Source organism: Streptomyces sp. SID486 (assembly GCF_009865385.1).
In the GTDB taxonomy this organism is placed as follows: Bacteria; Actinomycetota; Actinomycetes; order Streptomycetales; family Streptomycetaceae; genus Streptomyces.
In genome coordinates this window covers 1-24824 of the sequence record NZ_WWJT01000005.1, presented here as the reverse complement: position 1 = coordinate 24824, position 24824 = coordinate 1, and the positions used below count along the sequence as shown (strand labels likewise).

The window sequence follows — 24824 nt, the reverse complement described above, 5'->3', positions numbered from 1 at the left end:
GGGGCGCGCACCCTCCGGCTCGCTCTTGCTGAAGCGAAAGACGGATCTGTCGCGGACCATTGTGGACCGCGGCACTGACAACCCGGGCCACGACCCGGTCTGCACGGGCCCGCCCCGCGCCCGGAGGGCGCCCGCGGGGGGCCGGACGCAGGCTACGCGATCCGCTCTGGGCGTACGTCCCGCGGGAACTTCTCCGAGGCCGCGCACGCTTTGCATACAGTGGCAGGAACGGCAGGACAACCGCGGTTTCCACAACCGCCTCCGCTCGCGAAGGGACGTACATGCCCATGGGTCACACGACCACAGCCGAGGCAGGCTCCGGGGGCCTGACAGCGACCGAGCACCGCCTGGCCAACGGTCTGCGCGTGGTGCTCTCCGAGGACCACCTGACCCCGGTCGCGGCGGTCTGCCTCTGGTACGACGTCGGTTCCCGCCACGAGGTCAAGGGACGTACCGGCCTGGCTCACCTTTTCGAGCACTTGATGTTCCAGGGCTCCGCCCAGGTCAAGGGCAACGGCCACTTCGAGCTGGTGCAGGGCGCCGGCGGCTCGCTCAACGGCACCACCAGCTTCGAGCGCACCAACTACTTCGAGACCATGCCCGCCCACCAGCTGGAGCTCGCCCTCTGGCTGGAGGCCGACCGCATGGGCTCGCTGCTGGCCGCGCTCGACGACGAGTCCATGGAGAACCAGCGGGACGTCGTCAAGAACGAACGCCGCCAGCGCTACGACAACGTGCCGTACGGCACCGCCTTCGAGAAGCTGACCGCCCTGTCCTACCCGGAGGGCCACCCCTACCACCACACGCCGATCGGCTCGATGGCGGACCTGGACGCGGCCACCCTGGAGGACGCCCGCCAGTTCTTCCGCACGTACTACGCGCCGAACAACGCGGTGCTCTCCGTGGTCGGCGACATCGACCCCGCCCAGACCCTCGCCTGGGTCGAGAAGTACTTCGGCTCGATCGCCTCCCACGACGGCAAGCCCGCCCCGCGCGACGGCTCCCTGCCGGAGGTCATCGGCGAGCAGAAGCGCGAGGTCGTCGTCGAGGAGGTCCCGGCGCGCGCCCTGATGGCCGCCTACCGGCTCCCGGAGGACGGCACGCGCGCGTGCGACGCGGCCGACCTCGCCCTGACGGTGCTCGGCGGGGGCGAGTCCTCCCGCCTGTACAACCGGCTGGTGCGCCGCGACCGCACGGCCGTCGCCGCCGGCTTCGGCCTGCTGCGCCTGGCCGGCGCGCCCTCCATGGGCTGGTTGGACGTGAAGACCTCCGGCGACGTCGAGGTGCCCGTCATCGAGGCCGCCATCGACGAGGAGCTGGCCCGGTTCGCCGAGGAGGGCCCCACGCCCGAGGAGATGGAGCGGGCCCAGGCCCAGCTGGAGCGCGAGTGGCTGGACCGGCTGGGCACGGTGGCCGGCCGCGCCGACGAACTGTGCCGGTTCGCCGTCCTGTTCGGCGACCCGCAGCTCGCCCTGACGGCCGTCGAGCGTGTCCTGGAGGTGACCCCCGAGGAGGTCCGGGAGGTCGCCAAGGCGCGTCTGCGGCCCGACAACCGCGCGGTCCTCGTCTACGAGCCGAAGTCCCCGGTGTCCGTCGAGGACGCCAGGGTCCCCGAGGACCCGGAGCAGGAAGCGACCGTAGAGGCCGGCAACGAGAACGACGAGGAGACGGCCAAGTGACCGAGCTCGCCACCATGGAGTTCCACCCCCAGCCGCAGCCCGGCGACGCCAAGCCCTGGGCGTTCCCGGCCCCCGAACGCGGCACGCTGGACAACGGCCTGACCGTGCTGCGCTGCCACCGGCCCGGCCAGCAGGTCGTCGCGGTGGAGGTCCTGCTGGACGCGCCCCTGGACGCCGAGCCGGCCGGCCTGGACGGCGTCGCCACGATCATGGCGCGCGCCTTCTCGGAGGGCACCGACCGGCACTCCGCCGAGGAGTTCGCCGCCGAGCTGGAGCGCGCGGGCGCCACCCTGGACGCGCACGCCGACCACCCCGGGGTCCGGGTCAGCCTGGAGGTCCCGGCCTCCCGCCTGCCCAAGGGGCTCCACCTGCTGGCCGACGCCCTGCGCGCGCCCGCCTTCGCCGAGAGCGAGGTCGAGCGGCTGGTGCGCAACCGCCTGGACGAGATCCCGCACGAGCTGGCCAACCCCTCCCGCAGGGCCGCCAAGGAGCTGTCCCGGCAGCTGTTCCCGGCGGCATCGCGCATGTCCCGCCCGCGCCAGGGCACCGAGGACACGGTCGAGAAGATCGACGCCGGGGCCGTGCGCGCCTTCTACGACCGCCATGTGCGGCCCGCCACGGCCACCGCGGTGGTCGTCGGCGACCTGACCGGTGTCGACCTGGACGCGCTGCTCGGGGAGACCCTGGGGGCCTGGACCGGCACGCCGGGCGAGCCCCGCGCGGTGCCGCCGGTGACCGCCGACGACACCGGGCGCGTGGTCATCGTGGACCGTCCCGGTGCCGTCCAGACGCAGCTGCTCATCGGCCGTATCGGCCCCGACCGGCACGACCGCGTGTGGCCCGCCCAGGTGCTCGGCACCTACTGCCTCGGCGGCACCCTCACCTCCCGCCTGGACCGCGTCCTGCGCGAGGAGAAGGGCTACACCTACGGCGTGCGGTCCTTCGGCCAGGTCCTGCGGTCCGCCCCGGACGGCACGGGCGCCTCGATGCTCGCCATCAGCGGCTCCGTCGACACCGCGAACACGGGCCCGGCCCTGGACGACCTGTGGAAGGTGCTGCGCACCGTCGCGGCGGACGGCCTCACCGACGCCGAGCGGGACGTCGCCGTGCAGAACCTCGTGGGGGTGGCGCCGCTGAAGTACGAGACCGCGGCGGCCGTCGCGAGCACGCTGGCCGACCAGGTCGAACAGCACCTGCCCGACGACTTCCAGGCGACGCTGTACCGGCAGCTGGCCGCCACGGGCACGGTCGAGGCCACCGCGGCCGTCGTGAACGCCTTCCCGGTGGACCGTCTGGTGACCGTCCTGGTCGGCGACGCCGCGCAGATCAAGGCACCGGTCGAGGCGCTCGGCATCGGTGAAGTGACCGTGGTGACGGCCGAGTAGCGGCCCGCGCGCGGACGGGGCCCTGACGGCCTACGGGTCGTCAGGGCCCCTGTTGTTCCACTCTTTCTCCCAGATGCCCGATTTGGGGCGGAGGTTGCCCGTCTGACCTGTGGGATGCGCTACAAAAACCCGGATGAGTTTGAGGATTGAAAGCGTGGCCCCTTAGCGTCGTCCAGGCTGTTCGTCAGGCAGTGCGCCGCGCCCGCGGCACCGGACAGTCATCGCCGAGTCCCCGTACGGCGCGAGCCAGGGGAGCCGGGGACCCATCGTCCCTGGGGTGAATCGGGCGCCCGCGCGGCAGCGGGGGAGCCCGTAGGAGACCTTCCTGCTCCGAACCCGTCAGCTAACCCGGTAGGCGAGAGGGAAGGAAAGGACCAGCCACTTCATGGCGTTCATGTGCGCCACCGGGAAGCACCGCAAGCCCGGCCGGGTCAAGCGGACCACCGCCCAGGCGGCCGGTATCGCGGCCCTCACCACCACCGGTGTGATCGGCACTCTCGCCGCCTCCCCGGCCCTCGCCGCCGAGACCCCCGGCGAACAGACCGGCCTGATCCCCGTCCTCGCCGCGACCGATGACGTCGCCGCGCAGATCGACGCTCAGGCCGCGGCCCAGCAGCACGCCGCCGACCAGAAGGCTGCGGAGAAGGCCGCGGCGAAGGCCGCCGCCAAGCGGGCCGAGGCGATACGGGCGGCCAAGGCCCGTGCCGCCCGGGAGGCGGAGCGCCGGCGGCTGAACGCCTTCGTCGCCCCCGTCGCGCACTCCTACGTCTCCACGGGCTACCAGGCCAGCAGCTCCCTGTGGTCCTCCGGCTCGCACACCGGCATCGACTTCCACGCGGCCAGCGGTACGGCCGTCCACGCGGTGGGCTCCGGCACGGTCGTCTCCACGGGCTGGGGCGGCGCGTACGGCAACCAGATCGTGATCCGGATGGCCGACGGCATGTACACCCAGTACGGCCACCTGTCCTCCATCGGCGTCACCGTGGGCCAGAAGGTCGTCCCGGGCCAGCAGATCGGCCTGTCCGGCGCCACCGGCAACGTCACCGGCCCGCACCTGCACTTCGAGGCGCGGACCGGCCCGGACTACGGCTCCGACGTCGACCCCGTCGCCTACCTCCGCAAGCACGGCGTGAACATCTGACCCGCACGGCACCGCCCTGCGAAGCCCCGGCTCACCGAGCCGGGGCTTTCGTCGTTTTTCCGCGGTATCCGCCGGACGCCTGTCCAAAAAATATCCATGGATTAGGGCCTGCCGTCGGAAATTCTGGTTCATTGGAATAGAGTCGCGGAACAGGTGTCCATCGCCGGCGTTTCACGGGGATTAAGACGGAGGTCGGTCATGCGTATTCCGGCGCACTCGGTGTGCACCGCGGTCCGGGACGACATCGTCGCCGGTGTGTACGAGCGCGGCAGCCGCCTCACCGAGGAAGTCCTGGCCCGCCGCTACGGCGTCTCGCGCGTCCCCGTGCGCGAGGCGCTGCGCACGCTGGAGGCCGAGGGCTTCGTGGTGACGCGCCGGCACGCGGGCGCGTGCGTGGCCGAGCCGACGGAGCAGGAGGCCGCCGACGTGCTGGAGATGCGGGTGCTGCTGGAGCCGCTGGGTGCCGCCCGGGCCGCCCGGCGGCGGACGGAGGCCCATCTCAAGGTGCTGCGCGGCCTGGTGCGGCTGGGGCAGGAGCGGGCCAGGAGGGGCCACAGCGACGATCTGCGTTCGCTCGGCGGCTGGTTCCACGAGACGCTCGCCCAGGCGTCCGGCAGCCCCTCGCTGATCGCGGTGCTGACCCAGCTGCGGCACAAGATCGCGTGGATGTACGCCGTGCAGCTGCCGCCGGGCCCGGCGGATTCCTGGGCGGAGCACGGCGCGATCACGGATGCCGTGGCACGGGGGGACGCCGAACGCGCGCGGGCGCTCACGGCGCTGCACGCCGAGCGCGCGGTGGGCGCGCACCGGCTACGCTTTTCCGCGGCGGTGGACCGCGTGAGGACTTCGCAACACGTCGTAAACATGTCGGGGCCGCGCCTTTAACACGGGCGCCGTATACAAAGAAGAGTTGTCCGCGACGGCGGCTTTCCGTGCTGCCCTATTTCGCGCCGTGAAATTCGGGCCGACCGGACCCGGGGTGTCCGAGGGCAATTCATAAAACACGGAAGCCGCGCCGCCCGGTACGGACGGCGCGGCTTTCCGGCCCCGCTCAGACGGTCTCGGGCAGCTCTTCCAGGCCCTCGGCGACCAGCTTGGCCAGACGGTCCAGGGCGGCGTCCGCGCCCTCGGCGTCGGAGGCGAGCACGATCTCCTCGCCACCCTGGGCGCCCAGGCCCAGGACAGCCAGCATGGAGGCCGCGTTGACGGGGTTGCCCCCGGCCTTGGCGATCGTCACCGGGACGCCTGCGGCCGTGGCGGCTCGGACGAAGATGGAGGCGGGGCGGGCGTGGAGACCCTCGGCCCAGCCGACGTTGACGCGGCGCTCAGCCATGTGTTGCTGCCCTTCGGTGTACAGGGTTGTCTAGACCAGTTTCCCACACCGTGAAGCGTGCCCGGGGAGGGGCTGCCCCGCGCCCCGGTGCGAGCCCGGACCGCGGCCTCGGTCCGGCGCTCCGGTCCCTGACAGACTGCCTCGCGCCGCCCGCGAACGCGAGCCGTACTCTGGGGCGCATGCAGACCTCGGCGGACCGGCAGGACCGGCACCAGTACCCCGCCCACTGGGAGGCGGACGTGGTGCTGCGCGACGGCGGTACCGCACGCATCAGGCCCATCACCGCCGATGACGCCGACCGCCTGGTCAGCTTCTACGAGCAGGTCTCGGACGAGTCCAAGTACTACCGCTTCTTCGCGCCCTACCCGCGGCTGTCCGCCAAGGACGTCCACCGCTTCACGCACCACGACTTCGTGGACCGGGTGGGGCTCGCCGCCACCGTCGGCGGCGAGTTCATCGCCACCGTACGCTACGACCGCATCGGCGCCGACGGCATGCCCGCCTCCGCGCCCGCGGACGAGGCCGAGGTCGCCTTCCTGGTGCAGGACGCCCACCAGGGCCGGGGGGTCGCCTCCGCCCTGCTGGAGCACATCGCCGCCGTGGCGCGCGAGCGCGGCATCCGCCGCTTCGCCGCCGAGGTGCTGCCCGCGAACAACAAGATGATCAAGGTGTTCACGGACGCCGGCTACACCCAGAAACGCAGCTTCGAGGACGGCGTCGTCCGCCTGGGGTTCGACCTCGAACCCACCGACCGGTCCGTCGCCGTGCAGCGCGCGCGGGAGCAGCGTGCCGAGGCCCACTCGGTCCGGCGGCTGCTCGTACCCGGCTCCGTCGCGGTCGTCGGGGTCGGCCGCACGCCGGGCGGGGTGGGCCGCGGCATCCTCGGCAACATCCGCGACGCCGGCTACCGCGGCCGGCTGCACGCCGTGAACCGGGCCTTCCCCGAGGACCTCGCGGAGGTCGACGGGGTGCCCGCGTACCGCTCGGTGCGGGACATCGAAGGGCACGTGGACCTCGCCGTCGTCGCCGTACCCGCCGCACACGTGCCGGCCGTGGTCGCCGAGTGCGGCGCACACGGCGTGCAGGGGCTGGTCGTGCTCTCCGCCGGCTACGCCGAGAGCGGACCCGAGGGACGCGAACGGCAGCGGGCCCTCGTCCGTGCCGCGCGCGCGTACGGCATGCGGATCATCGGGCCGAACGCCTTCGGGGTCATCAACACCGCCGCCGACGTCCGGCTGAACGCCTCCCTCGCCCCCGAGATGCCCCGCCCCGGCCGCATCGCGCTGTTCGCCCAGTCCGGAGCCATCGGCATCGCCCTGCTGTCCCGGCTGCACCGGCGCGGCGGCGGGGTGACGGGCGTCACCGGCGTGTCCACCTTCGTGTCCGCCGGCAACCGCGCCGACGTCTCCGGCAACGACGTCCTGCAGTACTGGTACGACGACCCCGGGACCGACGTCGTCCTCATGTACCTGGAGTCCATCGGCAACCCCCGCAAGTTCACCCGCCTCGCCCGCCGGACGGCGGCGGCGAAGCCGCTGGTGGTCGTGCAGGGAACCGGAACCGCGCCGCCGGGCCACACGGTACGGGCCACCCGGCTGCCGTACGCGACCGTCTCCGCGCTGCTCCGGCAGGCCGGCGTGATCCGGGTCGACACGATCACCGAACTGGTCGACGCGGGGCTGCTGCTGGCCCGCCAGCCCCTGCCCGCCGGCCCGCGCGTCGCCATCCTCGGCAACTCCGAGTCCCTGGGCGTGCTGACGTACGACCGGTGCGTCGCCGAGGGACTGCGTCCGGCGCGCCCGGTGGACCTGACCACGGGGGCGACCGCGGCGGACTTCCACCGGGCGCTCGCCGCCGCCCTGGCGGACGGGACGAACGACGCCGTCGTCGTCACGGCAATCCCCGCGATCGGGGAGGGCTCGCCCCCGGACGCGGAGCTGGCGCAGGCGCTGCGGTCGGCGGCGGCCTCGGTGCCGGGGAAGCCGGTGCTGGTGGTCCACGTGGAGCTGGGCGGCCTCGCGGAGGCGCTGTCGGCCGCGGCGAGCACGGCCCCGTGGGCCGCCGACAAGGCCCGCCCCGCCGAGCGGCCGCCCACCGCGGTACGGCCACCGGACGACTCCCCTCCGGAAGGCACCCACCTCATCCCCGCCTACCCCGCCGCCGAACGTGCCGTGCGTGCCCTGTCCGAAGCCGTCCGGTACGCGCAGTGGCGGCGGGAGGCCGCCGACCCCGGGAAGGTGCCCGAGTACGACGACATCGACGAGAAGGGGGCCGCCCGGCTGATCCAGGGGCTGCTGGAGCGCGGGGAGGGGTTCACCATCTCCGCCGGTGAGACCTGCGAGCTGCTCGGGAAGTACGGCATCCCCGTCCGCCGCGCGGTCCCCGCGCCCACCCCGCACGCCGCCGCCGAGGCCGCCCGCGCGCTCGGCTACCCGGTGGCCCTCAAGGCCACCGCGCCACACCTCAGGCACCGCGCCGACCTGGGCGGCGTACGGCTGGACCTCGCCGACGAGGAGCAGCTCCTGCGCGCGTACGCCGAACTGACCGGACTGTTCGGGCGGCCGGAGGAGCTTCGGCCGGTCGTGCAGGCGATGGCCCCCAGAGGCGTCGACACCGTCGTCCGCGCGGTGATCGATCCGGCGGCCGGGGCGGTGCTGTCCTTCGGTCTGGCCGGGGCCGCCTCCCATCTGCTCGGCGACATGGCCCACCGGCTGATCCCCGTCACCGACCGGGAGGCCGCCTCGCTCGTGCGCTCGATCCGCACCGCACCGCTGCTGTTCGGCTGGCGCGGCTCCACCCCCGTGGACACCCCCGCGCTGGAGGAACTGCTGCTGCGGGTGTCCCGGCTGGTCGACGACCACCCCGAGGTGGTCGCGGTCACCCTGGAGCCGGTCGTCGTCGCCCCGCACGGCGTCAGCGTCCTCGGCGCCACCGTGCGGATCGCACCCCCGCCCGCCCGCGACGACCTCGGCCCGCGCACGATGCCGGCCTACTGACCCGGACGGGACCGGTCCCGCGGCGGGCGCGCCCGGTCGCCCGGCCCGCCCCCGGTGCCCGCGACTGGCCCGGACCGCCCTTGCCCACGGATTAGGATGGACGCCATGGCCAAGACCAGTACGACGACCCAGGGGCTGCGCGCGGCGATCGAGCGCAGCGGCTACTACCCGGCCCTCGTGGCCGAGGCGGTGGAGGCCGCTGTGGGCGGCGAGCCCATCCGGTCGTACCTGGTCCACCAGGAGACGACGTTCGACCAGAACGAGGTGCGCCGGCACGTCACCGTGCTGGTGCTGACGGGCAACCGCTTCATCGTCAGCCACACCGACGAGCAGGCCGCCGACAGCACCTCCCCGACGCCGTACGCCACCACCTCCACCGAGTCCGTGAAGCTCGACCGGGTCTCCTCGGTCGTGGTCAGCCGGGTGGTCGCGAACCCCGAGCAGTACAAGCCCGGCACGTTGCCCCGCGAGGTCGTGCTGACCATCGGCTGGGGCGCCGTCAACCGCATCGACCTGGAGCCCGCCGCCTGCGGCGATCCCAACTGCGACGCCGACCACGGCTACACGGGCAGCTCCACGGCGGACGACCTCAGCCTGCGCGTCAGCGAGGCCGGGGACGGTCCGGAGACGGTGCGCCAGGCGCTCGTCTTCGCCCAGGCCATCTCGGAGGCGACCGCGGACCTCACGCGCTGATGTCCCAGCTCTCCGCCTGGGACCACCCGGAACCCCTCAGCCTCGACACCGCGCCGCTGCCCGAGTACGGCAGCGGCTCCCTGGCCGACCTGCTGCCCACCCTGGCCGCCGGCATGGGCGTACCCGGCCTGACCGCCACGATCGAGGAACTGACCCCCGCCGACCGGGTCTGCGTCTTCCTGATCGACGGGCTCGGCTGGGAGCAGCTCAGGGCCCACCCGGACGAAGCCCCGTTCCTGACCTCCCTGCTCGGCAGCTCGCGCGGCGGCACCGGGCGCCCGCTGACCGCCGGCTACCCGGCGACGACCGCCACCTCCCTCGCCTCCGTCGGCACCGGCCTGCCTCCCGGCGTCCACGGCCTGCCCGGCTACGCGGTGCGCAACCCCGCCACCGGCGAGCTGATGAACCAGCTGCGCTGGCACCCGTGGACCTCGCCGCGCCTGTGGCAGCCGTACCCCACCGTCTTCCAGCTCGCCCACGACGCGGGCGTGCACGCCGCCCAGGTGTCCTCGCCCGCCTTCGCGCAGACCCCGCTCACCAAGGTCGCCCTCAGCGGCGGCGCCTTCCACGGCCGGCTCACCGGCGAGGAGCGCATGGACCTCGCGGCCGCGCAACTGGCCGCCGGGGACCGCTCGCTGGTGTACACGTACTACGCCGAGCTGGACGGCTCCGGGCACCGCTACGGCGTCGCCTCCGACACCTGGCGCGGCCAGCTCATGTGCGTCGACCGGCTCGTCCAGCGGCTGGCCGAGCAGCTGCCGCCGCGCAGTGCCCTCTACGTCACCGCCGACCACGGGATGGTCGACGTACCGTTCGACGAACAGCACCGCATCGACTTCGACGAGGACTGGGAGCTGAGCGCCGGCGTCGCCCTGCTGGGCGGCGAGGGCCGGGCCCGGCACGTGTACGCGGTGCCGGGCGCCGCGAACGACGTCCTGACCTGCTGGCGCGAGGTGCTGGGGGAGCAGTTCTGGGTGGCCTCGCGGGACGAGGCGATCGCGGCCGGCTGGTTCGGGCCGAGCGTGGACGAGCGGGTCCGCCCGCGGATCGGCGACGTGGTCGCCGCCGCGCACGACGACGTCCTGCTGATCGCCTCCGAGCGGGAGCCCAAGGAGTCCGCGCTGGTCGGCAACCACGGCTCCATGACCCCCGCCGAGCAGCTCGTCCCGCTGCTCGAAGTACGCTCCTGAACCTCCGCCTCCCGCCACGACGACCTGCCGAAAGGTGCTCAACTCCTCATGCCCGAGCTGGTGTTCTTCTCCGGAACGATGGACTGCGGGAAGTCGACGCTGGCTCTGCAGATCGAGCACAACCGGTCCGCGCGCGGACTGGTCGGCATGATCTTCACCCGGGACGACCGCGCGGGCGAGGGCAAGCTGTCCTCCCGGCTCGGCCTGGTCACCGACGCGGTGGAGGTCGAGGACGGCCAGGACGTCTACGCCTACCTCGTGGACCATCTCTCACAGGGCGGCCGGGCCGACTACGTGATCGCGGACGAGGCGCAGTTCCTCGCGCCCGAGCAGATCGACCAGCTCGCGCGCGTGGTGGACGATCTCGGTCTTGACGTGTTCGCCTTCGGCATCACCACCGACTTCCGCTCCAAGCTCTTCCCCGGCTCCCAGCGGCTGGTGGAACTGGCCGACCGGATCGAGGTGCTCCAAGTGGAGGCGCTGTGCTGGTGCGGCGCCCGCGCCACGCACAACGCCCGCACCGTGGGCGGCGAGATGGTGGTCGAGGGCGCCCAGGTGGTCGTCGGTGACGTCAACCAGGCCGCGGGAGTGGTCGGCTACGAGGTGCTGTGCCGCCGCCACCACCGGCGCCGGATGACCGCCGCGTCGGCGCGCGCGGCGGCCCTGTCCCCGGACGTGCTGCCCGTCGCGTCCTCCTGAGGGTTCAGCGCGGGTCCTGCACCACCGCGAACTCCGCCCCCTCCGGGTCCGCCACCCTCGCCACCCGGCCGTGCGGGCTGTCGTGGGCCGGCCGGAGGATCCGGCCGCCCAGGCCGGTGACCTGCCGCAGCGTTTCGCCGAGGTCGGCGACCTCGAAGTACGTCTGCCAGTGCGGTCCCCGGTCCCGGGGCAGACCGTGGCCCAGGCCGTGCAGCCCGGCCACCGGACGCCCGTCCAGGCACAGCGTCAGGTAGTCGAGGTCGGCGGAGACCACCGGTTCCTCCGCGTAACCGAAGACGCTTCTGTAGAACTTGGCGACGCTCTCCGTCTCGAAGGTCAGCAGTTCGTTCCAGACGGGTGTACCGGACACCCCGGTGACGGCCGTGCCGAGATGCGCGGAACCCTGCCAGATCCCGAACACCGCCCCGGAGGGGTCGGAGGCGATCGCCATCCGCCCGGCCTCGGCGGCGTCCAGCGGGCCGACGGCCACCGTGCCGCCGCACAGCCGTACCGTGTCGGCGGTCTGGTCCACGTCGTCCGAGGCGAGATACGGCGTCCAGGCGACCGGCAGCCGGCGGTCCGGCGGCAGCTGGCCCATGCCCGCCACCTCCCGCCCGTCCAGCAGCGCCCGCACGTACGGGCCGAGCTGCTGCGGGCCGGGCCGGAACTCCCAGCCGAACAGCTCACCGTAGAACTCCTCGGTGGCGTCCAGCCCGTGCACCATCAGGCTCACCCAGCAGGGCGTGCCGGGTGCGTGCCGCATGTGCGGACCGGCCGGATCCCGTGCCTCGGTCATCGATCACTCTCTCCCCGGCCCCTCGCGGTGGCCGTGTCGCTTCCGCTCCCCGGAAGGGGTGTCCCACGCCGCCGGCGCGTACGCCCGTGCCGGTGCCCGCGTCCTGCGCGGTGCCGCGGCGCGTACCGCGCCGCTCGGCGATCCTTCCGAGAGGATGCCCGATCTGCCGTCTTTCGCCGCTTCCTGACGATGGCCGACGGGTGTCCGACATCTGTACAGCCTGTGCCCGATCCCGTACGCCTCGTGATCGACACTGCCCGGCCGAGCAGAGTAGCCGGACCTGGACGCCGCGGCCACCCCTGGCGTATGGATGGACGCCATGACAGCCATCATCACCGCATCCGAACTCGCGCAGGAGCTGACCGGGGGCCGCCCGCCCGTGCTGCTCGACGTGCGCTGGCAGTTGAGCCTGGCGAAGGCGGCGGGCGCGCCGCCCTTCGACGGCCGGGCCGAGTACGCGGCCGGGCACATCCCCGGCGCGGTCTTCGTCGACCTGGACCGGGAACTGGCCGCCGCGCCCGGTGCGCGGGGCCGGCACCCGCTGCCCGACCTCGCGGAGTTCGGCGCAGCGATGCGCCGCGCGGGTGTGTCGGCCGGCCGGCCGGTCGTCGTGTACGACGGCGGACAGGGGTGGGCGGCCGCGCGCGCGTGGTGGCTGCTGCGCTGGACGGGTCACCCGGACGTGCGGGTCCTCGACGGCGGGTTGCCGTCCTGGCCGGGCGAGCTGTCCACCGTGACCCCGGACCCGGCGGCGGGCGACTTCGCACCGGTGCCGGGGGCGGGGGGACGGCTGGACGCGGACGCGGCCGCGGCGCTGGCCCGGACCGGTGTGCTGCTGGACGCGCGCGCGGGGGAGCGCTATCGCGGGGAGGTGGAGCCGGTCGACCGGGTGGGCGGGCACATCCCGGGCGCGGTGTCCGCGCCGACGACGGAGAACGTCGGCCCCGACGGCCGCTTCCTGCCCGCGGCGGAGCTGAGGGACCGTTTCAAGGCCCTGGGGGTGTCCGAGGACACCGAGGTGGGCGTGTACTGCGGTTCGGGCGTCTCCGGCGCCCACGAGGTCCTCGCGCTCGCGGTGGCGGGCATCCCGGCGGCCCTGTACGTCGGTTCCTGGTCCGAGTGGTCCTCGGACCCGTCCCGGCCGGTGGTGGTGGGGGCGGATCCGCAGTAGCGGGGCAGCCGTGGCGGGGGGGCACGCGCGCGCGTGCCCCCCCGCCACGGTCCCGGAGACCTACTCCTGCTTCTTGCGGCGGGTGCCGAACACGATCTCGTCCCAGCTCGGGACGGCCGCGCGGCGGCCGGGGCGGACGCCGTCCGCCTCGGCCTGGCGGTCGGTGGCGCCGACGAGCCGGTCACGGTGGCTGCCGACGGAGCGCGGCATGAGGACGTCCGCATAGGCGGAGCCCGCCGACGCGGCGGGCGCCGGCGGTTCCTCGGCGGCGGGCTCGTCCTCGGCCTCCTCCGTGGGATCCGCCGGCCGCTCCGGGACCACCAGGTCGCCCCTGAAGCTCGGTACGGCCTCCAGCAGGCTGGTCAGCGAGTCGCGTTCGCCCGCGCTCTCCTCGTCCGGCTCCGGCGGCGGCGCGGGCAGTCCGGGCCGCTCCCGGTCGACACGCTCCAGTGCGCGGTCCATCGAACGCTCGCGCGGCAGCCGGGCGATGCGCGGGACGAACGGGAAGCTCGGCTCGGGCACGGCCAGGTCGTCGGTCTCGCCGATCAGCGAACGCGCCTCGTCGTCGACGGCCTGGACGAGCCGCCGGGGCGGGTCGTACGTCCAGCTCGCCGAGTGCGGTTCGCCCGCGACCCGGTAGACGAGCAGCACCTCCCAGGTGCCGTCGTCGCGACGCCAGGAGTCCCACTGCACGGTGTCCTTCTCGGCACCGCGCAGCAGCAGCCGTTCCTGCACCGTCTCACCGAGCATCGGCCCGGAGTTCTCACCGGGGCGGCGGACCGGGGTCTTGCGGGCCCGCTCGGCCATGAAGGCACGCTCGGCCAGCACGGGCCCCTCGAAGCGCCGTACCCGGTCGACGGGGATGCCGGCGAGCTGCGCGACCTCTTCCGCGGTGGCACCGGCACGTATCCGCGCCTGGATGTCGCGGGGCCGCAGATGGCTCTCGACCTCGATCTCGATCTGGCCGAGGCGGGGCCGGTCGCCGCGCACGGCGGCGCGCAGCCGTTCGTCGATCGGAAGTGTGTACTCCGTTGCGTCGGCAGCCTTCAGCACCAGCCGTGTGCCGTCATTCGAGACGGCCACGACACGCAGTTCGGGCATGGGGACCTCCCGGGTGGTGCCTGCCGACGTCACGTGCGTCGCTGCTTCCGCTAGTCGAGTGTGGCCTGCCCGGGTGCAGCCTGCCACAACCTTGCCGAGTTGCCCGGCGTGTCGGGCACGGGCCCGGGACCGCCGTTATGGCACGGTTACCTGTTCGCAACGCTAAGTGACGAACTTCGTCACCCTGTGCAACTAGCCCCCTCCCGGCGGTCCTGCAGAGCCGCGGGCACCCTGGTGGGAGACCGGACCCAGGGCTCGCAACAGTACTCCATTCGGGCCATGTGCGTGGATCGGCGCGCTGCCCAACTTCTGGCAAGGGAGGGGAGTTCGCCCTCCGCAACCGGTTTTGTGGATCACCGACGTGGCGAACTTCACGCAATCGCCAGAAACGGAACTATTGGTTTCGTCCGTACGTCCCCTTCTCGTGCAGTCGGTTGAGCAATGTCGACCAAGTACGGGAAAGGCAGGCAAGTTCCGGGTATGCGTGAGACACCCGATACGGGTCGGAAACGGATCGATCTGAGCGTCCCCCAGGTCGCGGGCAGCGCCCTGGCGGCGGTCGTGGCGGCCAAACTGGCTTCGTACTTCGGGGTGTACGGCACGATCATCGGGGCCGGAGTGGTGAGCGTCGTCGCCACCTGCGGCGGCACCCTGTTCCAGCACTTCTTCAAGCGGACCGGGGAGCAGTTCCGGGAGAAGAGCACCGTCGCGGTCCGGCCGGGTCGGCGGACGGCACCGTCCCCCGGCGAGTTCACCGCGGGCACCGTCTACCGCGCGCGGGTGAAGAGCTGGCGCCGCCCGCTGGTGGCCGCCGCCCTGGTCTTCGGCGTCACGCTCGCCGGCATCACCACCTACGAGCTGGTGTCCGGCAGCAGCTTCAGCGGGGGCGGGGGCACGACGGTCAGCGACGCGGTCACCGGCCGCGGCTCCTCCGCCCACAAGTCCGACGACACGCCCGCCCCTTCGGACGCGCCGTCACCGGAGCACACACCGCCCGGCGGTACCGGCGTGCCCTCCGGCGGCGCGCCCTCCGGGGACACGCCCGACGGCACGTCCCCGCTGCCCGGCGACTCCCCGAGCGGCGACCCGGGCGGGGAGCCGAGCCGGAGCCCCGGCGGCTCCCCGAGCGGCGACCCGGCCGGCCCCACGCCCTCGCCCGGCGCGCCCAGCCCGTCGGCCGCCACGCCTACGCCCCCAGAACCCTCCGCAAGTAGTCGTTCTGGAACAGGCGTTCCGGGTCGAGACGGTCCCGCAGAGCGGTGAACTCGCCGAAACGCGGATACACCCGGGAGAGGTACTCCGCGTCCCGGGTGTGCACCTTGCCCCAGTGCGGACGTCCTTCGTGCGCGGTGAAGATGCGCTCGGCGGCGGTGAAGTACGCCTGGTACGGCGTGCCCCGGAACATGTGCACGGCGATGTAGGCGCTGTCCCGGCCGGACGCGGTGGACAGGGTGATGTCATCGGCCGGGGCGGTGCGCACCTCCACCGGGAAGCTGACCCGCAGACCCGAACGGTCGACCATCGTCCGCAGCTCGCGCAGCGTCTCCACCAGCGCCGCGCGCGGGACGGCGTACTCCATCTCCACGAAGCGCACCCGGCGCGGCGAGGTGAAGACCTTGAAGGGGATGTCCGTGTACGTCCGCGCGGACAGGGCCCTGCTGGAGATCCGCGCGATCCCGGGGACGGTGGCCGGGACGGCACGGCCGGCCCACTGGACCGCCTGGAACACCCCGTTGGAGAGGAACTCGTCCTCGAACCAGCCGGCCAGCCGCCCCACCGGCCGCTCCGGGCCCGCGCTGCGGTTGTTGCGCTTGGTGTTGGTGCTGTCGGTGTGCGGGAACCAGTAGAACTCGAAGTGCTCGTTCTCGGCCCACAGCTGGTCGAACTCGGCGAGCACCCGGTCCAGGGGCATCGGCTCCTCCCGCGCGGTGAGCAGGAAGAGGGGCTCGACGGCGAACGTGATCGCGGTGACGATACCCAGGGCGCCGAGGCCGATGCGAGCCGCGGCGAAGAGGGCGCGCTCCTCCTCCGTCCCCTCCGCCGAGCAGGTGAGCACCGAGCCGTCGGCCGTGACGAGTTCCAGCCCCCTGATCTGCGCGGCGATGGAGCCGGACTCACGGCCGGTGCCGTGCGTGCCGGTGCTGACGGCTCCGGAGACGGTCTGCTCCATGATGTCGCCCATGTTGGCGAGCGAGAGGCCCTCGCGCGCGAGAGCGGCGTTGAGCCGCTTGAGCGGGGTGCCCGCCTCCACCGTGACCGTCATGGATTCCCGGTCGATGCCGCGTATGCCGGTCAACAGTTGAGGACGTATCAACACACCGTCGGTGGCGGCGATCGAGGTGAAGGAGTGCCCGGTCCCGACCGCCTTCACCTTCAGGCCGTCCTCCCGGGCCCGGCGCACCGCCGCCGTCAGCTCCTCCACCGAGGCCGGCGCGACCTGCCGGACGGGCCGGGCGGAGACGTTGCCGCCCCAGTTACGCCAGGTGCCGTTCTTCCCGCTCGCTGTGCTGCTCAACGGTGCCTCCCCGACCCGCGGCCGGCCTGCGCAGCCGGCGGTACCCGAGGAAACCGACCGCGACCGCGACGGCGCCGGACACGACCGGAACCCCGTACCCGGCCCGCGCCCCGGCCGCGTCGATCACCCAGCCGGCCGCGGAGGAGCCGAGCGCGACACCGACCGCGAGGCCGGTGCTCACCCAGGTCATGCCTTCGGTGAGCTGCGCGCGAGGTACGTGCTCTTCGATGAGGGACATCGTCGTGATCATCGTCGGAGCGATGGACAGACCCGCAACGAACAGCGCCACGGCCAGAAGCGGCAGGTTTCCGACCAGTAGGAGGGGGATCATACTCACGGCCATCGCGGCCACGCCCAGCAGCCAGCGGCGCTCCGGAGCACCGCTGAACCGCAGCAGCCCGTAGACCACGCCCGAGGCGCAGGAACCCGCCGCGTACAGCGCCAGGACCAGGCTCGCGGCGCCCTTGTGGCCGCGCTCGTCGGCGAAGGCGACGGTGACCACGTCCACGGCTCCGAAGATCGCCCCCGTCGCCACGAAGGTGGCCACCAGGACCCGGAGCCCCACCGCGCGCAGGGCGCTGCCGCCGCCGGACTGCCCGCGCGGGTGCGGCTCCGGCTCGGTGGCGCGCTGGGCGGTCAGCCAGAAGACGCCGACCGCCAGGAAGCAGGCGGCCAGCAGCGGGCCCGCCTCCGGGAACCAGGCGGTGGACAGGCCGATGGAGATGATCGGCCCGAAGATGAAGCAGACCTCGTCCACGACCGACTCGAAGGAGTAGGCGGTGTGCAGCTCGGGCGTCCCCCGGTACAGCGCCGCCCAGCGCGCGCGGATCATCGCGCCCAGGCTCGGCACCGCCCCGATCCCGGCCGCGCACACGAACAGCACCCAGTCCGGCCACCGGAAGTGGGCGGCGAGCAGCAGACCTGCCCCCGCGGCCAGGGCCACCAGGGTCGCGGGGCGCAGCACCCGGCGCTGGCCGTGCCGGTCCACCAGCCGGGAGATCTGCGGCCCGAGCGCGGCGGCGGACAGCGCGATGGTGGCCGACAGCGCGCCCGCGAGACCGTACCGCCCGGTGAGCTGGGAGATCATCGTGACCACGCCGATGCCCATCATGGACAGCGGCATCCGGCCGAGGAATCCCGCGGCGGAGAAGGCCCTGGTGCCGGGCGCGGCGAACAGGGCTCTGTAGGGGCTGGGCACGGGGACTCCGAAGCGGTCGGTAAGGCGCGAAGGCTGGAGATACAGATTACAAGTTAGGTGACCCTAATCGCACGGGCTGTGCGCTCGGACAATCACCGGGAGGAATCACCCCTGATCACCTCGAACGCGACTCTTCGTCCCGCTGTTTCCCCGGTGTCGGTGCCGAGTGGCAGGATCGACTCATGCCAGACGCGCTCGATGCCACCCCGTACGACGCCCTGCTCCTGCTCTCCTTCGGCGGCCCCGAAGGCCCGGACGACGTGGTCCCGTTCCTGGAGAACGTCACGCGCGGGCGCGGCATCCCCAAGGAACGCCTCAAGGAAGTCGGGCAGCACTACTTCCTGTTCGGCGGGGTCAGCCCCATCAACGACCAGAACCGCGCCCTGCTGGACGCCCTGCGCAAGGACTTCGCCGAGCACGGCCTCGACCTGCCGGTCTACTGGGGCAACCGCAACTGGGCCCCGTATTTGACGGACACCCTGCGCGAGATGGCCGCCGACGGCCGCCGGCGCATCCTGGTCCTGGCCACCAGCGCCTACGCCTCCTACTCCGGCTGCCGCCAGTACCGCGAGAACCTGGCCGACGCGCTGGCCGCCCTGGCGGAGGAGGGGCTGGAGCCGCCGACGACCGACAAGCTGCGGCACTACTTCAACCACCCCGGATTCGTCGAGCCCATGATCGACGGCGTCCTGCGCTCCCTCGCGGACCTGCCCGAGGACGTCCGCGCGGGGGCCCACATCGCCTTCACCACGCACTCCATCCCGACCTCCGCCGCCGACACCTCCGGCCCCGTCGAGGCCCACGGCGACGGCGGCGCCTACGTCGCGCAGCACCTGGAAGTGGCCCGGCTGATCGCCGACGCCGTCCGCGAGCGGACCGGCGTCGACCATCCCTGGCAGCTCGTCTACCAGTCCCGCTCCGGCGCCCCGCACATCCCGTGGCTGGAGCCCGACATCTGCGACCACCTGGAGGAGCGGCACGCCGCCGGCGCGCCGGCCGTGGTCATGGCTCCCATCGGCTTCGTCTCCGACCACATGGAGGTCCTCTACGACCTCGACACGGAGGCGACGGCCAGGGCCGGGGAACTGGGGCTGCCGGTGCGCCGCTCGGCCACCGTGGGCGCGGACCCGCGGTTCGCCGCGGCCGTGCGCGAGCTGATCCTGGAGCGGGCCGCCGTGGAGCGCGGCCAGGACGTCACGCCCTGCGCCCTGGGCGCGCTCGGCCCCAGCCACCAGCTCTGCCCGGTCGGCTGCTGCCCGGCCCGCGCCCCCCGCCCGGCCGCCGCGGGCGCCGACAGCCCCTACGCGTGAGGAGCCCCGTGAGCGACGCCCTGCACCGGGACCTGCTCGCCCTGGCCCAGGAGGCCGCCCGCCGCGCGGGCGCACTGCTGAGGGACGGCCGCCCGGCCGACCTGGCCGTGGCGAAGACCAAGTCCAGCCCGATCGACGTCGTCACCGAGATGGACATCGCCGCCGAGAAGCTGATCACCGATCTGATCTCCGGCCGGCGCCCCGACGACGGCTTCCTCGGCGAGGAGGGGGCCTCCGTCCAGGGCACCAGCGGCATCCGCTGGGTGATCGACCCGCTGGACGGCACCGTGAACTACCTCTACGGGCTGCCGACCTGGGCGGTGTCCATCGCGGCCGAGCGGGACGGCGAGACCGTCGTCGGGGTCGTCGCGGCCCCGATGCGCGGTGAGACGTACCACGCCGTCCGTGGCGGCGGCGCCTGGGCCACGGGCGCGTGGGAGGGCGAACGAGCGCTCGCCTGCCGTCCCGCGCCCCCGCTGGACCAGGCACTGGTCTCCACCGGGTTCAACTACGTCACCGAAGTGCGTGCCCACCAGGCCGGGATCGCCGCCCGGCTCATCCCCCTGCTGCGGGACATCCGGCGCGGCGGCTCGGCGGCGGTCGACCTGTGCGACGTGGCGTGCGGCCGGCTCGACGGGTACTACGAGCGGGGTCTGCACGCGTGGGACCACGCCGCCGGGGACCTGATCGCCCGGGAGGCGGGCGCCCTGACCGGTGGACGGCCCGGAGAGCGCCCGTCGCGGGAGCTGACGGTGGCGGGTGCGCCCGGGGTCTTCGAGCCGCTCCAGCGCCTGCTGGAGGACTTCGGGGCGTGGCACGACTGACCCGGGGCGGCGGCATGCGCAAGGGGACCCAGGCGCTGGATTCGCCGGGGTCCCCTCTTGCGCTGCCGAGCCGATCAGACGCGTGACGCGCCGACCTCCACACCGTGTTCGGCGGCGAGGCGTCGCAGGTCGTCGAGCTCTGCCTGCTCCACCTCGACCAGGAAGTCGTCGCCCTCGTCACGAGCCCGCGACAGGTCGGACTCGGTCGCCTTTATGCGCTGCAGAAGTCCTGCGGTGAAAGCGTCCATGCTGCGCCCCCTCGTCCAGGGTCGTGGGTCGGTGGCACGGGGGTGTGCCGGTAGGGAAGGGGCGATCACGGCTCTCGCAGGTGCCCAGCGCTGCCCGGCTGAGCGGCGGCGGTGCCGGACACCCGCGCCCGCTCTGCCAAGCGGAAGGCGGAGTACCGCATGGTGCTGCGGCACATGCAGAGCGTGATCGCGGGGTGTAAAGCCGTCCTCCCCCCGCTCCTCTCCCGAGAAACCTAAGCGGCGGAGAATTTCTCGTATTCCCGCCGCGTCACCCCCGTCCCTGCGGCCCCGCCCCCGCCTTACAGCCGACTTATGGCCGAAAAGGGCAGGATGGGGGTCACACCCTACGGAGACCCCTGGCCCGCGCGCGCCCACGGCGCGCTGCCCGGGTGGACACAGGAAGGACAAGCGACGTGCGCGTACTCGTCGTCGAGGACGAGCAACTGCTCGCCGATGCGGTGGCCACCGGACTGCGCCGGGAGGCCATGGCCGTCGACGTCGTGTACGACGGTGCGGCCGCCCTGGAGCGCATCGGCGTCAACGACTACGACGTGGTCGTCCTCGACCGCGACCTCCCGCGCGTGCACGGCGACGACGTCTGCCGCAAGATCGTCGAGCTGGGCATGCCCACCCGCGTGCTGATGCTCACTGCGTCCGGCGACGTCAGCGACCGCGTCGAGGGCCTGGAGATCGGCGCGGACGACTACCTGCCCAAGCCGTTCGCGTTCAGCGAGCTGATCGCGCGCGTGCGCGCCCTCGGCCGCCGCACCAGCGTGCCGCTCCCGCCGGTCCTGGAGCGCGCCGGCATCAAGCTCGACCCCAACCGCCGCGAGGTCTTCCGGGACGGCAAGGAGGTCCAGCTCGCGCCGAAGGAGTTCGCGGTGCTGGAGGTGCTGATGCGCAGCGAGGGCGCGGTCGTCTCGGCCGAGCAGCTGCTGGAGAAGGCGTGGGACGAGAACACCGACCCCTTCACCAACGTCGTGCGCGTCACCGTCATGACCCTGCGCCGCAAGCTGGGTGAACCGCCGGTGATCGTCACCGTGCCCGGCTCCGGCTACCGGATCTGATCCCGGTGGCCTCGACGCCCGCGCCCCCACAGGCGCCACCGAAGCCCACCTGGGACCCGAGGCGGCCGCAGGCCCCGTTCCCCTGGCTGCGCCCCACCATCCGCATACGCCTCACCCTGCTCTACGGCGGCATGTTCCTGATCGCCGGCATCCTGCTGCTGTCGATCATCTACCTGCTGGCCGCGCAGGCGATCAGCACCGGCAACCAGCCGTTGTTCAAGATCGTCGCCTACCAGGAGCTGAAGGTCTCCAGCGGCAACTGCCCCGCGATCAACACCACCAGCCTGTCCCTGCCGGACTTCAACGACGCCATCGCCCACTGCGTGGACCAGCAGCGCCAGACGGCCCTGGACAACCTGCTCAGCCGCTCCCTGCTGGCCCTGCTGGGCCTGGCGGTGATCGCCTTCGCGTTCGGCTACGCGATGGCCGGCCGCGTGCTGTCCCCGCTCGGCCGGATCACCCGCACCGCCCGCCAGGTCGCCGGATCCGACCTGTCCCGCCGGATCGAGCTGGACGGCCCGGACGACGAGCTGAAGGAGCTGGCGGACACCTTCGACGACATGCTGGAGCGGCTGCAGCGGGCCTTCACGGCGCAGCAGCGGTTCGTCGGGAACGCCTCGCACGAACTGCGCACCCCGCTCGCGATCAACCGCACGCTGCTGGAGGTCCACCTGTCGGATCCGGGTGCGCCGGTGGAGTTGCAGCAGCTCGGCAAGACCCTGCTGGCCACCAACGAGCGCAGCGAACAGCTGGTCGAGGGGTTGCTGCTGCTCGCCCGCAGTGACAACCAGATCGTCGAGCGCAAACCGGTCGACCTGGCCGAGGTCGCCACGCAGGCCGTGGACCAGGTGCACGCCGAGGCCGAGGCGAAGGGGGTGGAGATCCGCGGCGAGCGGAAGCCGGCCGTGGTGCAGGGCAACGGCGTGCTGCTGGAGCGGATCGCCCTGAACCTCGTCCAGAACGCGGTGCGGTACAACGTGTCCGAGAATGGCTGGGTCGAGGTGAACACGGAGGTCCAGCACGGGCAAGCTGTGCTGACCGTGTCCAACACCGGGCCGGTGGTGCCGGCGTACGAGATCGACAACCTCTTCGAGCCCTTCCGGCGGCTCCGCACCGAGCGGACGGGCAGCGACAAGGGCGTGGGTCTCGGCCTGTCCATCGTCCGGTCCGTGGCCCGGGCGCACGGCGGGCACATCCTGGCACGGCCCCGGGAGGGCGGCGGGCTGGAGATGCGCGTCACGCTGCCGCTGTGATCCGGAACCGACACACGCGGTGGTTGTTCGCTGAACGCGGAATTATTCGACCACCGGACGGGGTTCTTCCTGTGTGATCGATCACATGGGCGGAATTCCGGCCATGTACGCACGGTGATCATGACAGAAGGTGGAAAGCCGGGAAAGTCCTGGTTTTCAGGGCTCTTGATCACGGGAAGTACACGGTGAGGCGCCTTTGAGGTGCGGCATTCGAACCGTGTACGGTCCTCACCGCCATCCAAGCCGATCACTCTTGAGGGGTCGGGTTGGGTGTCGATTGAGTAACAGACCTTGATGTGAGGCAAAATCTCCGCCTCAGGTCGGGCACAAGTCCGGCCTCTCACGCGTTACGTGCGCTGGAGACACCGCAGACACCCAGAGGGGGAGAGCGATATGGCAACCGATTACGACACTCCACGCAAGACCGACGACGACGTCGACTCGGACAGCCTTGAAGAGCTGAAGGCCAGGCGGAACGACAAGTCCACCTCGGCGGTGGACGTCGACGAGTTCGAGGCCGCCGAGGGCCTCGAACTGCCCGGCGCCGACCTCTCGAACGAGGAACTGGCCGTCCGGGTGCTGCCCAAGCAGCAGGACGAGTTCACCTGCATGAGCTGCTTCCTGGTGCACCACCGCAGCCAGCTGGCCAGGGAGAAGAACGGCCAGCCGATCTGCCGCGACTGCGACTGAGGACGGGTCGGCCATGTCCGGCTCGACCCCTCCCCGGAAGCGCCGCTTCTCCTTGGGGAAAGCGGACCATGGGCCGTCCGACGGCTCGCACGGCGCGCGTGACGACGAGCGGGGCTCACCTGGAGCGGGAGCCCCGCTCGTACCGGCGGCCGACCGGCAGGACCAGCCGGCACCGGCGCAGCGGCCCACGCCCGTCGCGCGGCGCCGGGCCGCGGTGATGGGTGGCAAGGCCCGCGATCTGGCCCGGGAAGGCGCCCGCAGGGGCGGCAGCCGGGCTCGCGAGGGGCTGGCGTACCTCGCGGACCGGATCATCGAGATCGCCCCGCGCGTACCCGTACGCGACCTCGCCGACCTGCGCAGGCAGTTCCCCGGTCTCGGACCCGAGGAGCTGGCCGACAAGCTGGTGGCGGGCGCGGCGGCCGGCACCTCGACGGTCGGGGCCGGGATCGGCGCGGCGGCCATGCTGCCGGTGCCGCCGGCGATGCCGACCGAGCTGGCCGCGGAGATCACCGGGGTCGCCGCGATCGAGCTGAAGCTGATCGCCGAACTGCACGAGGTCTACGGCGTACGCCCGCCGGGGAACCTCAGGACCCGTTCCGCCGCGTATCTGTCCTCCTGGTCGGGGGAGCGCGGCATCGACGTGACGAAACCGTCGACGTACGACACGGCCCTCGGCGGCCGGATGAAGCGCGAACTGCGCCAGCAGATCATGAAGCGGATGGTCCGCGACCTGCCCAACCTGATGCCGTTCATGGTCGGCGCCGCGGTCGGGGCGGTCATGAACCGCCGGGACACCAAGAGGCTCGCCGCACGCATCCGCGCCGATCTGCGCAAGACCCAGGTGCCGTGGGACGAGCTGCCGGACCTGCCGCCACTGGAGAGACCGGCGCAGCCGCTGAAGATGCGTGACCTCCCGAAGGAGCCCTGAGCGCTCTAGGCGTGCGCCTCGCGTGCCGCCTCGATCGCCGCGGCCAGGTTCTCCGGCTCCCGCGTCGACAGGTACAGGTACGGCGTCGGGTCCTGCGGGTCGGTGACCTCCACGCGCAGTGCCCTGGGGATGTACGCGCGCAGCAGCAGGAAGGCGCGGGTGTCGGCCTTGTACGTCCGCCAGGCGCGGGCCTCCTCCGCGTCCAGCACCTGTGCCGCGCCGAGCGCCGACACCGGGATCTTCGCCTCGCCCGCGATCAGGAGGCCGCCCACGACCCGGATGCGCGGCGAGCCGTAGGCACTGGCCACCACCGCCGCCACGGCCGTCCCGCCGACCAGGCCGCCCAGCAGCGGCAGGGTGCCGAACGGCAGCAGGATCAGGGCGAGGGAGACGCCCACGAGGAAGCTGATCAGCCACCACGAGCGGGGGGCGGTGAGGCGTTCTTCGTAGGGGGTGGCGGAGAGCTGCATGAAGCCAAGCTTGGCACGGGAGCCGCGCCGGGCGGCTGCGAGGGGTGCCGGTCGGACGCGCCGCCGTCGGGCCGGTCGGTGACGGGTGGCGGACGGCGGGTGAGGGGTGGCGTTGCTGTGCCGGTGGGACGCGGCGC

General features: G+C 72.8%; 23 protein-coding genes and 1 riboswitch. Of the genes, 16 read left to right on the top strand and 7 right to left on the bottom strand.

The features are described 5' to 3' along the window. The first annotated feature begins 281 nt into the window (after positions 1 to 281). The 4 genes from GT045_RS00605 to GT045_RS00590 all read left to right on the top strand — a co-directional run bounded on the left by GT045_RS00605 (position 282) and on the right by GT045_RS00590 (position 5090). The gene (locus GT045_RS00605) at positions 282 to 1679 is read left to right on the top strand and encodes a pitrilysin family protein (protein ID WP_161298055.1); all 1398 of its coding nucleotides are present in this window, start codon (positions 282 to 284) and stop codon (positions 1677 to 1679) included. Then, entirely contained in the window at positions 1676 to 3064 is a 1389-nt protein-coding gene (locus tag GT045_RS00600; RefSeq protein ID WP_161298056.1) for a pitrilysin family protein, read from the top strand. Before GT045_RS00605 ends, GT045_RS00600 begins: the two co-directional genes overlap by 4 nt. Positions 3065 to 3276: 212 nt before the next feature. After that, positions 3277 to 3437, top strand: a riboswitch (cyclic di-AMP (ydaO/yuaA leader). A 12-nt stretch (positions 3438 to 3449) separates the two neighbouring features. Continuing rightward, positions 3450 to 4205: a M23 family metallopeptidase gene (locus GT045_RS00595; RefSeq protein ID WP_161298057.1), complete on the top strand. Its 756-nt coding sequence runs from the start codon at positions 3450 to 3452 to the stop codon at positions 4203 to 4205. A gap of 198 nt (positions 4206 to 4403) precedes the next feature. Beyond that, a complete protein-coding gene (locus tag GT045_RS00590; protein ID WP_161332942.1) occupies positions 4404 to 5090 on the top strand; it encodes a GntR family transcriptional regulator in 687 nt (228 codons plus the stop codon). A gap of 166 nt (positions 5091 to 5256) precedes the next feature. Here GT045_RS00590 and GT045_RS00585 read toward each other — a convergent pair whose 3' ends face one another. Continuing rightward, positions 5257 to 5538 (bottom strand): HPr family phosphocarrier protein, encoded by a 282-nt coding sequence (locus tag GT045_RS00585; RefSeq protein WP_030563197.1) that lies wholly within the window; start codon positions 5536 to 5538, stop codon positions 5257 to 5259. 179 nt (positions 5539 to 5717) lie between these two features. On the opposite strand from GT045_RS00585, the gene GT045_RS00575 reads away from it, so the two are divergent. From GT045_RS00575 to GT045_RS00560, 4 genes are all read left to right on the top strand, one after another. Then, on the top strand, positions 5718 to 8534 hold the full coding sequence (locus GT045_RS00575; protein WP_161332941.1) for a bifunctional GNAT family N-acetyltransferase/acetate--CoA ligase family protein: 2817 nt from the start codon (positions 5718 to 5720) through the stop codon (positions 8532 to 8534). A gap of 96 nt (positions 8535 to 8630) precedes the next feature. Then, a complete protein-coding gene (locus GT045_RS00570; RefSeq protein WP_161286859.1) occupies positions 8631 to 9227 on the top strand; it encodes a DUF5998 family protein in 597 nt (198 codons plus the stop codon). Beyond that, positions 9227 to 10417, top strand: a complete 1191-nt coding sequence (locus GT045_RS00565) for a nucleotide pyrophosphatase/phosphodiesterase family protein (RefSeq protein ID WP_161286858.1) — start codon at positions 9227 to 9229, stop codon at positions 10415 to 10417. The genes GT045_RS00570 and GT045_RS00565 overlap by 1 nt, the downstream gene beginning before the upstream one ends. Before the next feature lie 48 nt (positions 10418 to 10465). Next, positions 10466 to 11116, top strand: a complete 651-nt coding sequence (locus GT045_RS00560; RefSeq protein WP_161286857.1) for a thymidine kinase — start codon at positions 10466 to 10468, stop codon at positions 11114 to 11116. A gap of 4 nt (positions 11117 to 11120) precedes the next feature. Here the strand turns inward: GT045_RS00560 and GT045_RS00555 are convergent, their stop codons facing one another. Continuing rightward, entirely contained in the window at positions 11121 to 11912 is a 792-nt protein-coding gene (locus GT045_RS00555; protein WP_161332940.1) for a VOC family protein, read from the bottom strand. 319 nt (positions 11913 to 12231) lie between these two features. Between GT045_RS00555 and GT045_RS00550 the strand changes: the two genes are divergently transcribed. Beyond that, positions 12232 to 13083 (top strand): sulfurtransferase, encoded by an 852-nt coding sequence (locus GT045_RS00550; protein WP_202526725.1) that lies wholly within the window; start codon positions 12232 to 12234, stop codon positions 13081 to 13083. Positions 13084 to 13143: 60 nt separating this feature from the next. Here the strand turns inward: GT045_RS00550 and sepH are convergent, their stop codons facing one another. After that, entirely contained in the window at positions 13144 to 14184 is a 1041-nt protein-coding gene (gene sepH / locus GT045_RS00545; RefSeq protein WP_161332938.1) for a septation protein SepH, read from the bottom strand. Positions 14185 to 14664: 480 nt separating this feature from the next. Between sepH and GT045_RS00540 the strand changes: the two genes are divergently transcribed. Then, positions 14665 to 15447 (top strand): hypothetical protein, encoded by a 783-nt coding sequence (locus tag GT045_RS00540; RefSeq protein WP_161332937.1) that lies wholly within the window; start codon positions 14665 to 14667, stop codon positions 15445 to 15447. Here GT045_RS00540 and GT045_RS00535 read toward each other — a convergent pair. After that, complete coding sequence (locus tag GT045_RS00535; protein WP_161297288.1) at positions 15371 to 16699, bottom strand: D-arabinono-1,4-lactone oxidase; 1329 nt, start codon at positions 16697 to 16699, stop codon at positions 15371 to 15373. The genes GT045_RS00540 and GT045_RS00535 overlap by 77 nt on opposite strands. Then, complete coding sequence (locus tag GT045_RS00530) at positions 16659 to 17897, bottom strand: MFS transporter (RefSeq protein WP_161297290.1); 1239 nt, start codon at positions 17895 to 17897, stop codon at positions 16659 to 16661. Before GT045_RS00530 ends, GT045_RS00535 begins: the two co-directional genes overlap by 41 nt. Positions 17898 to 18079: 182 nt before the next feature. On the opposite strand from GT045_RS00530, the gene GT045_RS00525 reads away from it, so the two are divergent. Together GT045_RS00525 and GT045_RS00520 are read left to right on the top strand one after the other, a co-directional pair. Continuing rightward, on the top strand, positions 18080 to 19207 hold the full coding sequence (locus GT045_RS00525; protein ID WP_161297292.1) for a ferrochelatase: 1128 nt from the start codon (positions 18080 to 18082) through the stop codon (positions 19205 to 19207). A gap of 8 nt (positions 19208 to 19215) precedes the next feature. Beyond that, positions 19216 to 20031, top strand: a complete 816-nt coding sequence (locus GT045_RS00520; RefSeq protein ID WP_161332936.1) for an inositol monophosphatase family protein — start codon at positions 19216 to 19218, stop codon at positions 20029 to 20031. Between the two features lie 74 nt (positions 20032 to 20105). On the opposite strand, the gene GT045_RS38705 is transcribed toward GT045_RS00520, so the two are convergent. Then, the gene (locus tag GT045_RS38705) at positions 20106 to 20279 is read right to left on the bottom strand and encodes a hypothetical protein (RefSeq protein WP_167381439.1); all 174 of its coding nucleotides are present in this window, start codon (positions 20277 to 20279) and stop codon (positions 20106 to 20108) included. 413 nt (positions 20280 to 20692) lie between these two features. On the opposite strand from GT045_RS38705, the gene GT045_RS00515 reads away from it, so the two are divergent. The 4 genes from GT045_RS00515 to GT045_RS00500 all read left to right on the top strand — a co-directional run bounded on the left by GT045_RS00515 (position 20693) and on the right by GT045_RS00500 (position 24217). Beyond that, the gene (locus GT045_RS00515; protein WP_161297296.1) at positions 20693 to 21346 is read left to right on the top strand and encodes a response regulator transcription factor; all 654 of its coding nucleotides are present in this window, start codon (positions 20693 to 20695) and stop codon (positions 21344 to 21346) included. A gap of 5 nt (positions 21347 to 21351) precedes the next feature. Next, entirely contained in the window at positions 21352 to 22599 is a 1248-nt protein-coding gene (locus GT045_RS00510) for a HAMP domain-containing sensor histidine kinase (RefSeq protein ID WP_161297298.1), read from the top strand. 393 nt (positions 22600 to 22992) lie between these two features. Next, complete coding sequence (locus tag GT045_RS00505) at positions 22993 to 23289, top strand: DUF4193 domain-containing protein (protein WP_005481602.1); 297 nt, start codon at positions 22993 to 22995, stop codon at positions 23287 to 23289. Positions 23290 to 23302: 13 nt separating this feature from the next. Further along, on the top strand, positions 23303 to 24217 hold the full coding sequence (locus GT045_RS00500; RefSeq protein WP_161332935.1) for a hypothetical protein: 915 nt from the start codon (positions 23303 to 23305) through the stop codon (positions 24215 to 24217). Positions 24218 to 24222: 5 nt separating this feature from the next. Here GT045_RS00500 and GT045_RS00495 read toward each other — a convergent pair whose 3' ends face one another. After that, positions 24223 to 24687: a DUF3093 domain-containing protein gene (locus GT045_RS00495; RefSeq protein WP_161332934.1), complete on the bottom strand. Its 465-nt coding sequence runs from the start codon at positions 24685 to 24687 to the stop codon at positions 24223 to 24225. Positions 24688 to 24824: the final 137 nt, after the last annotated feature.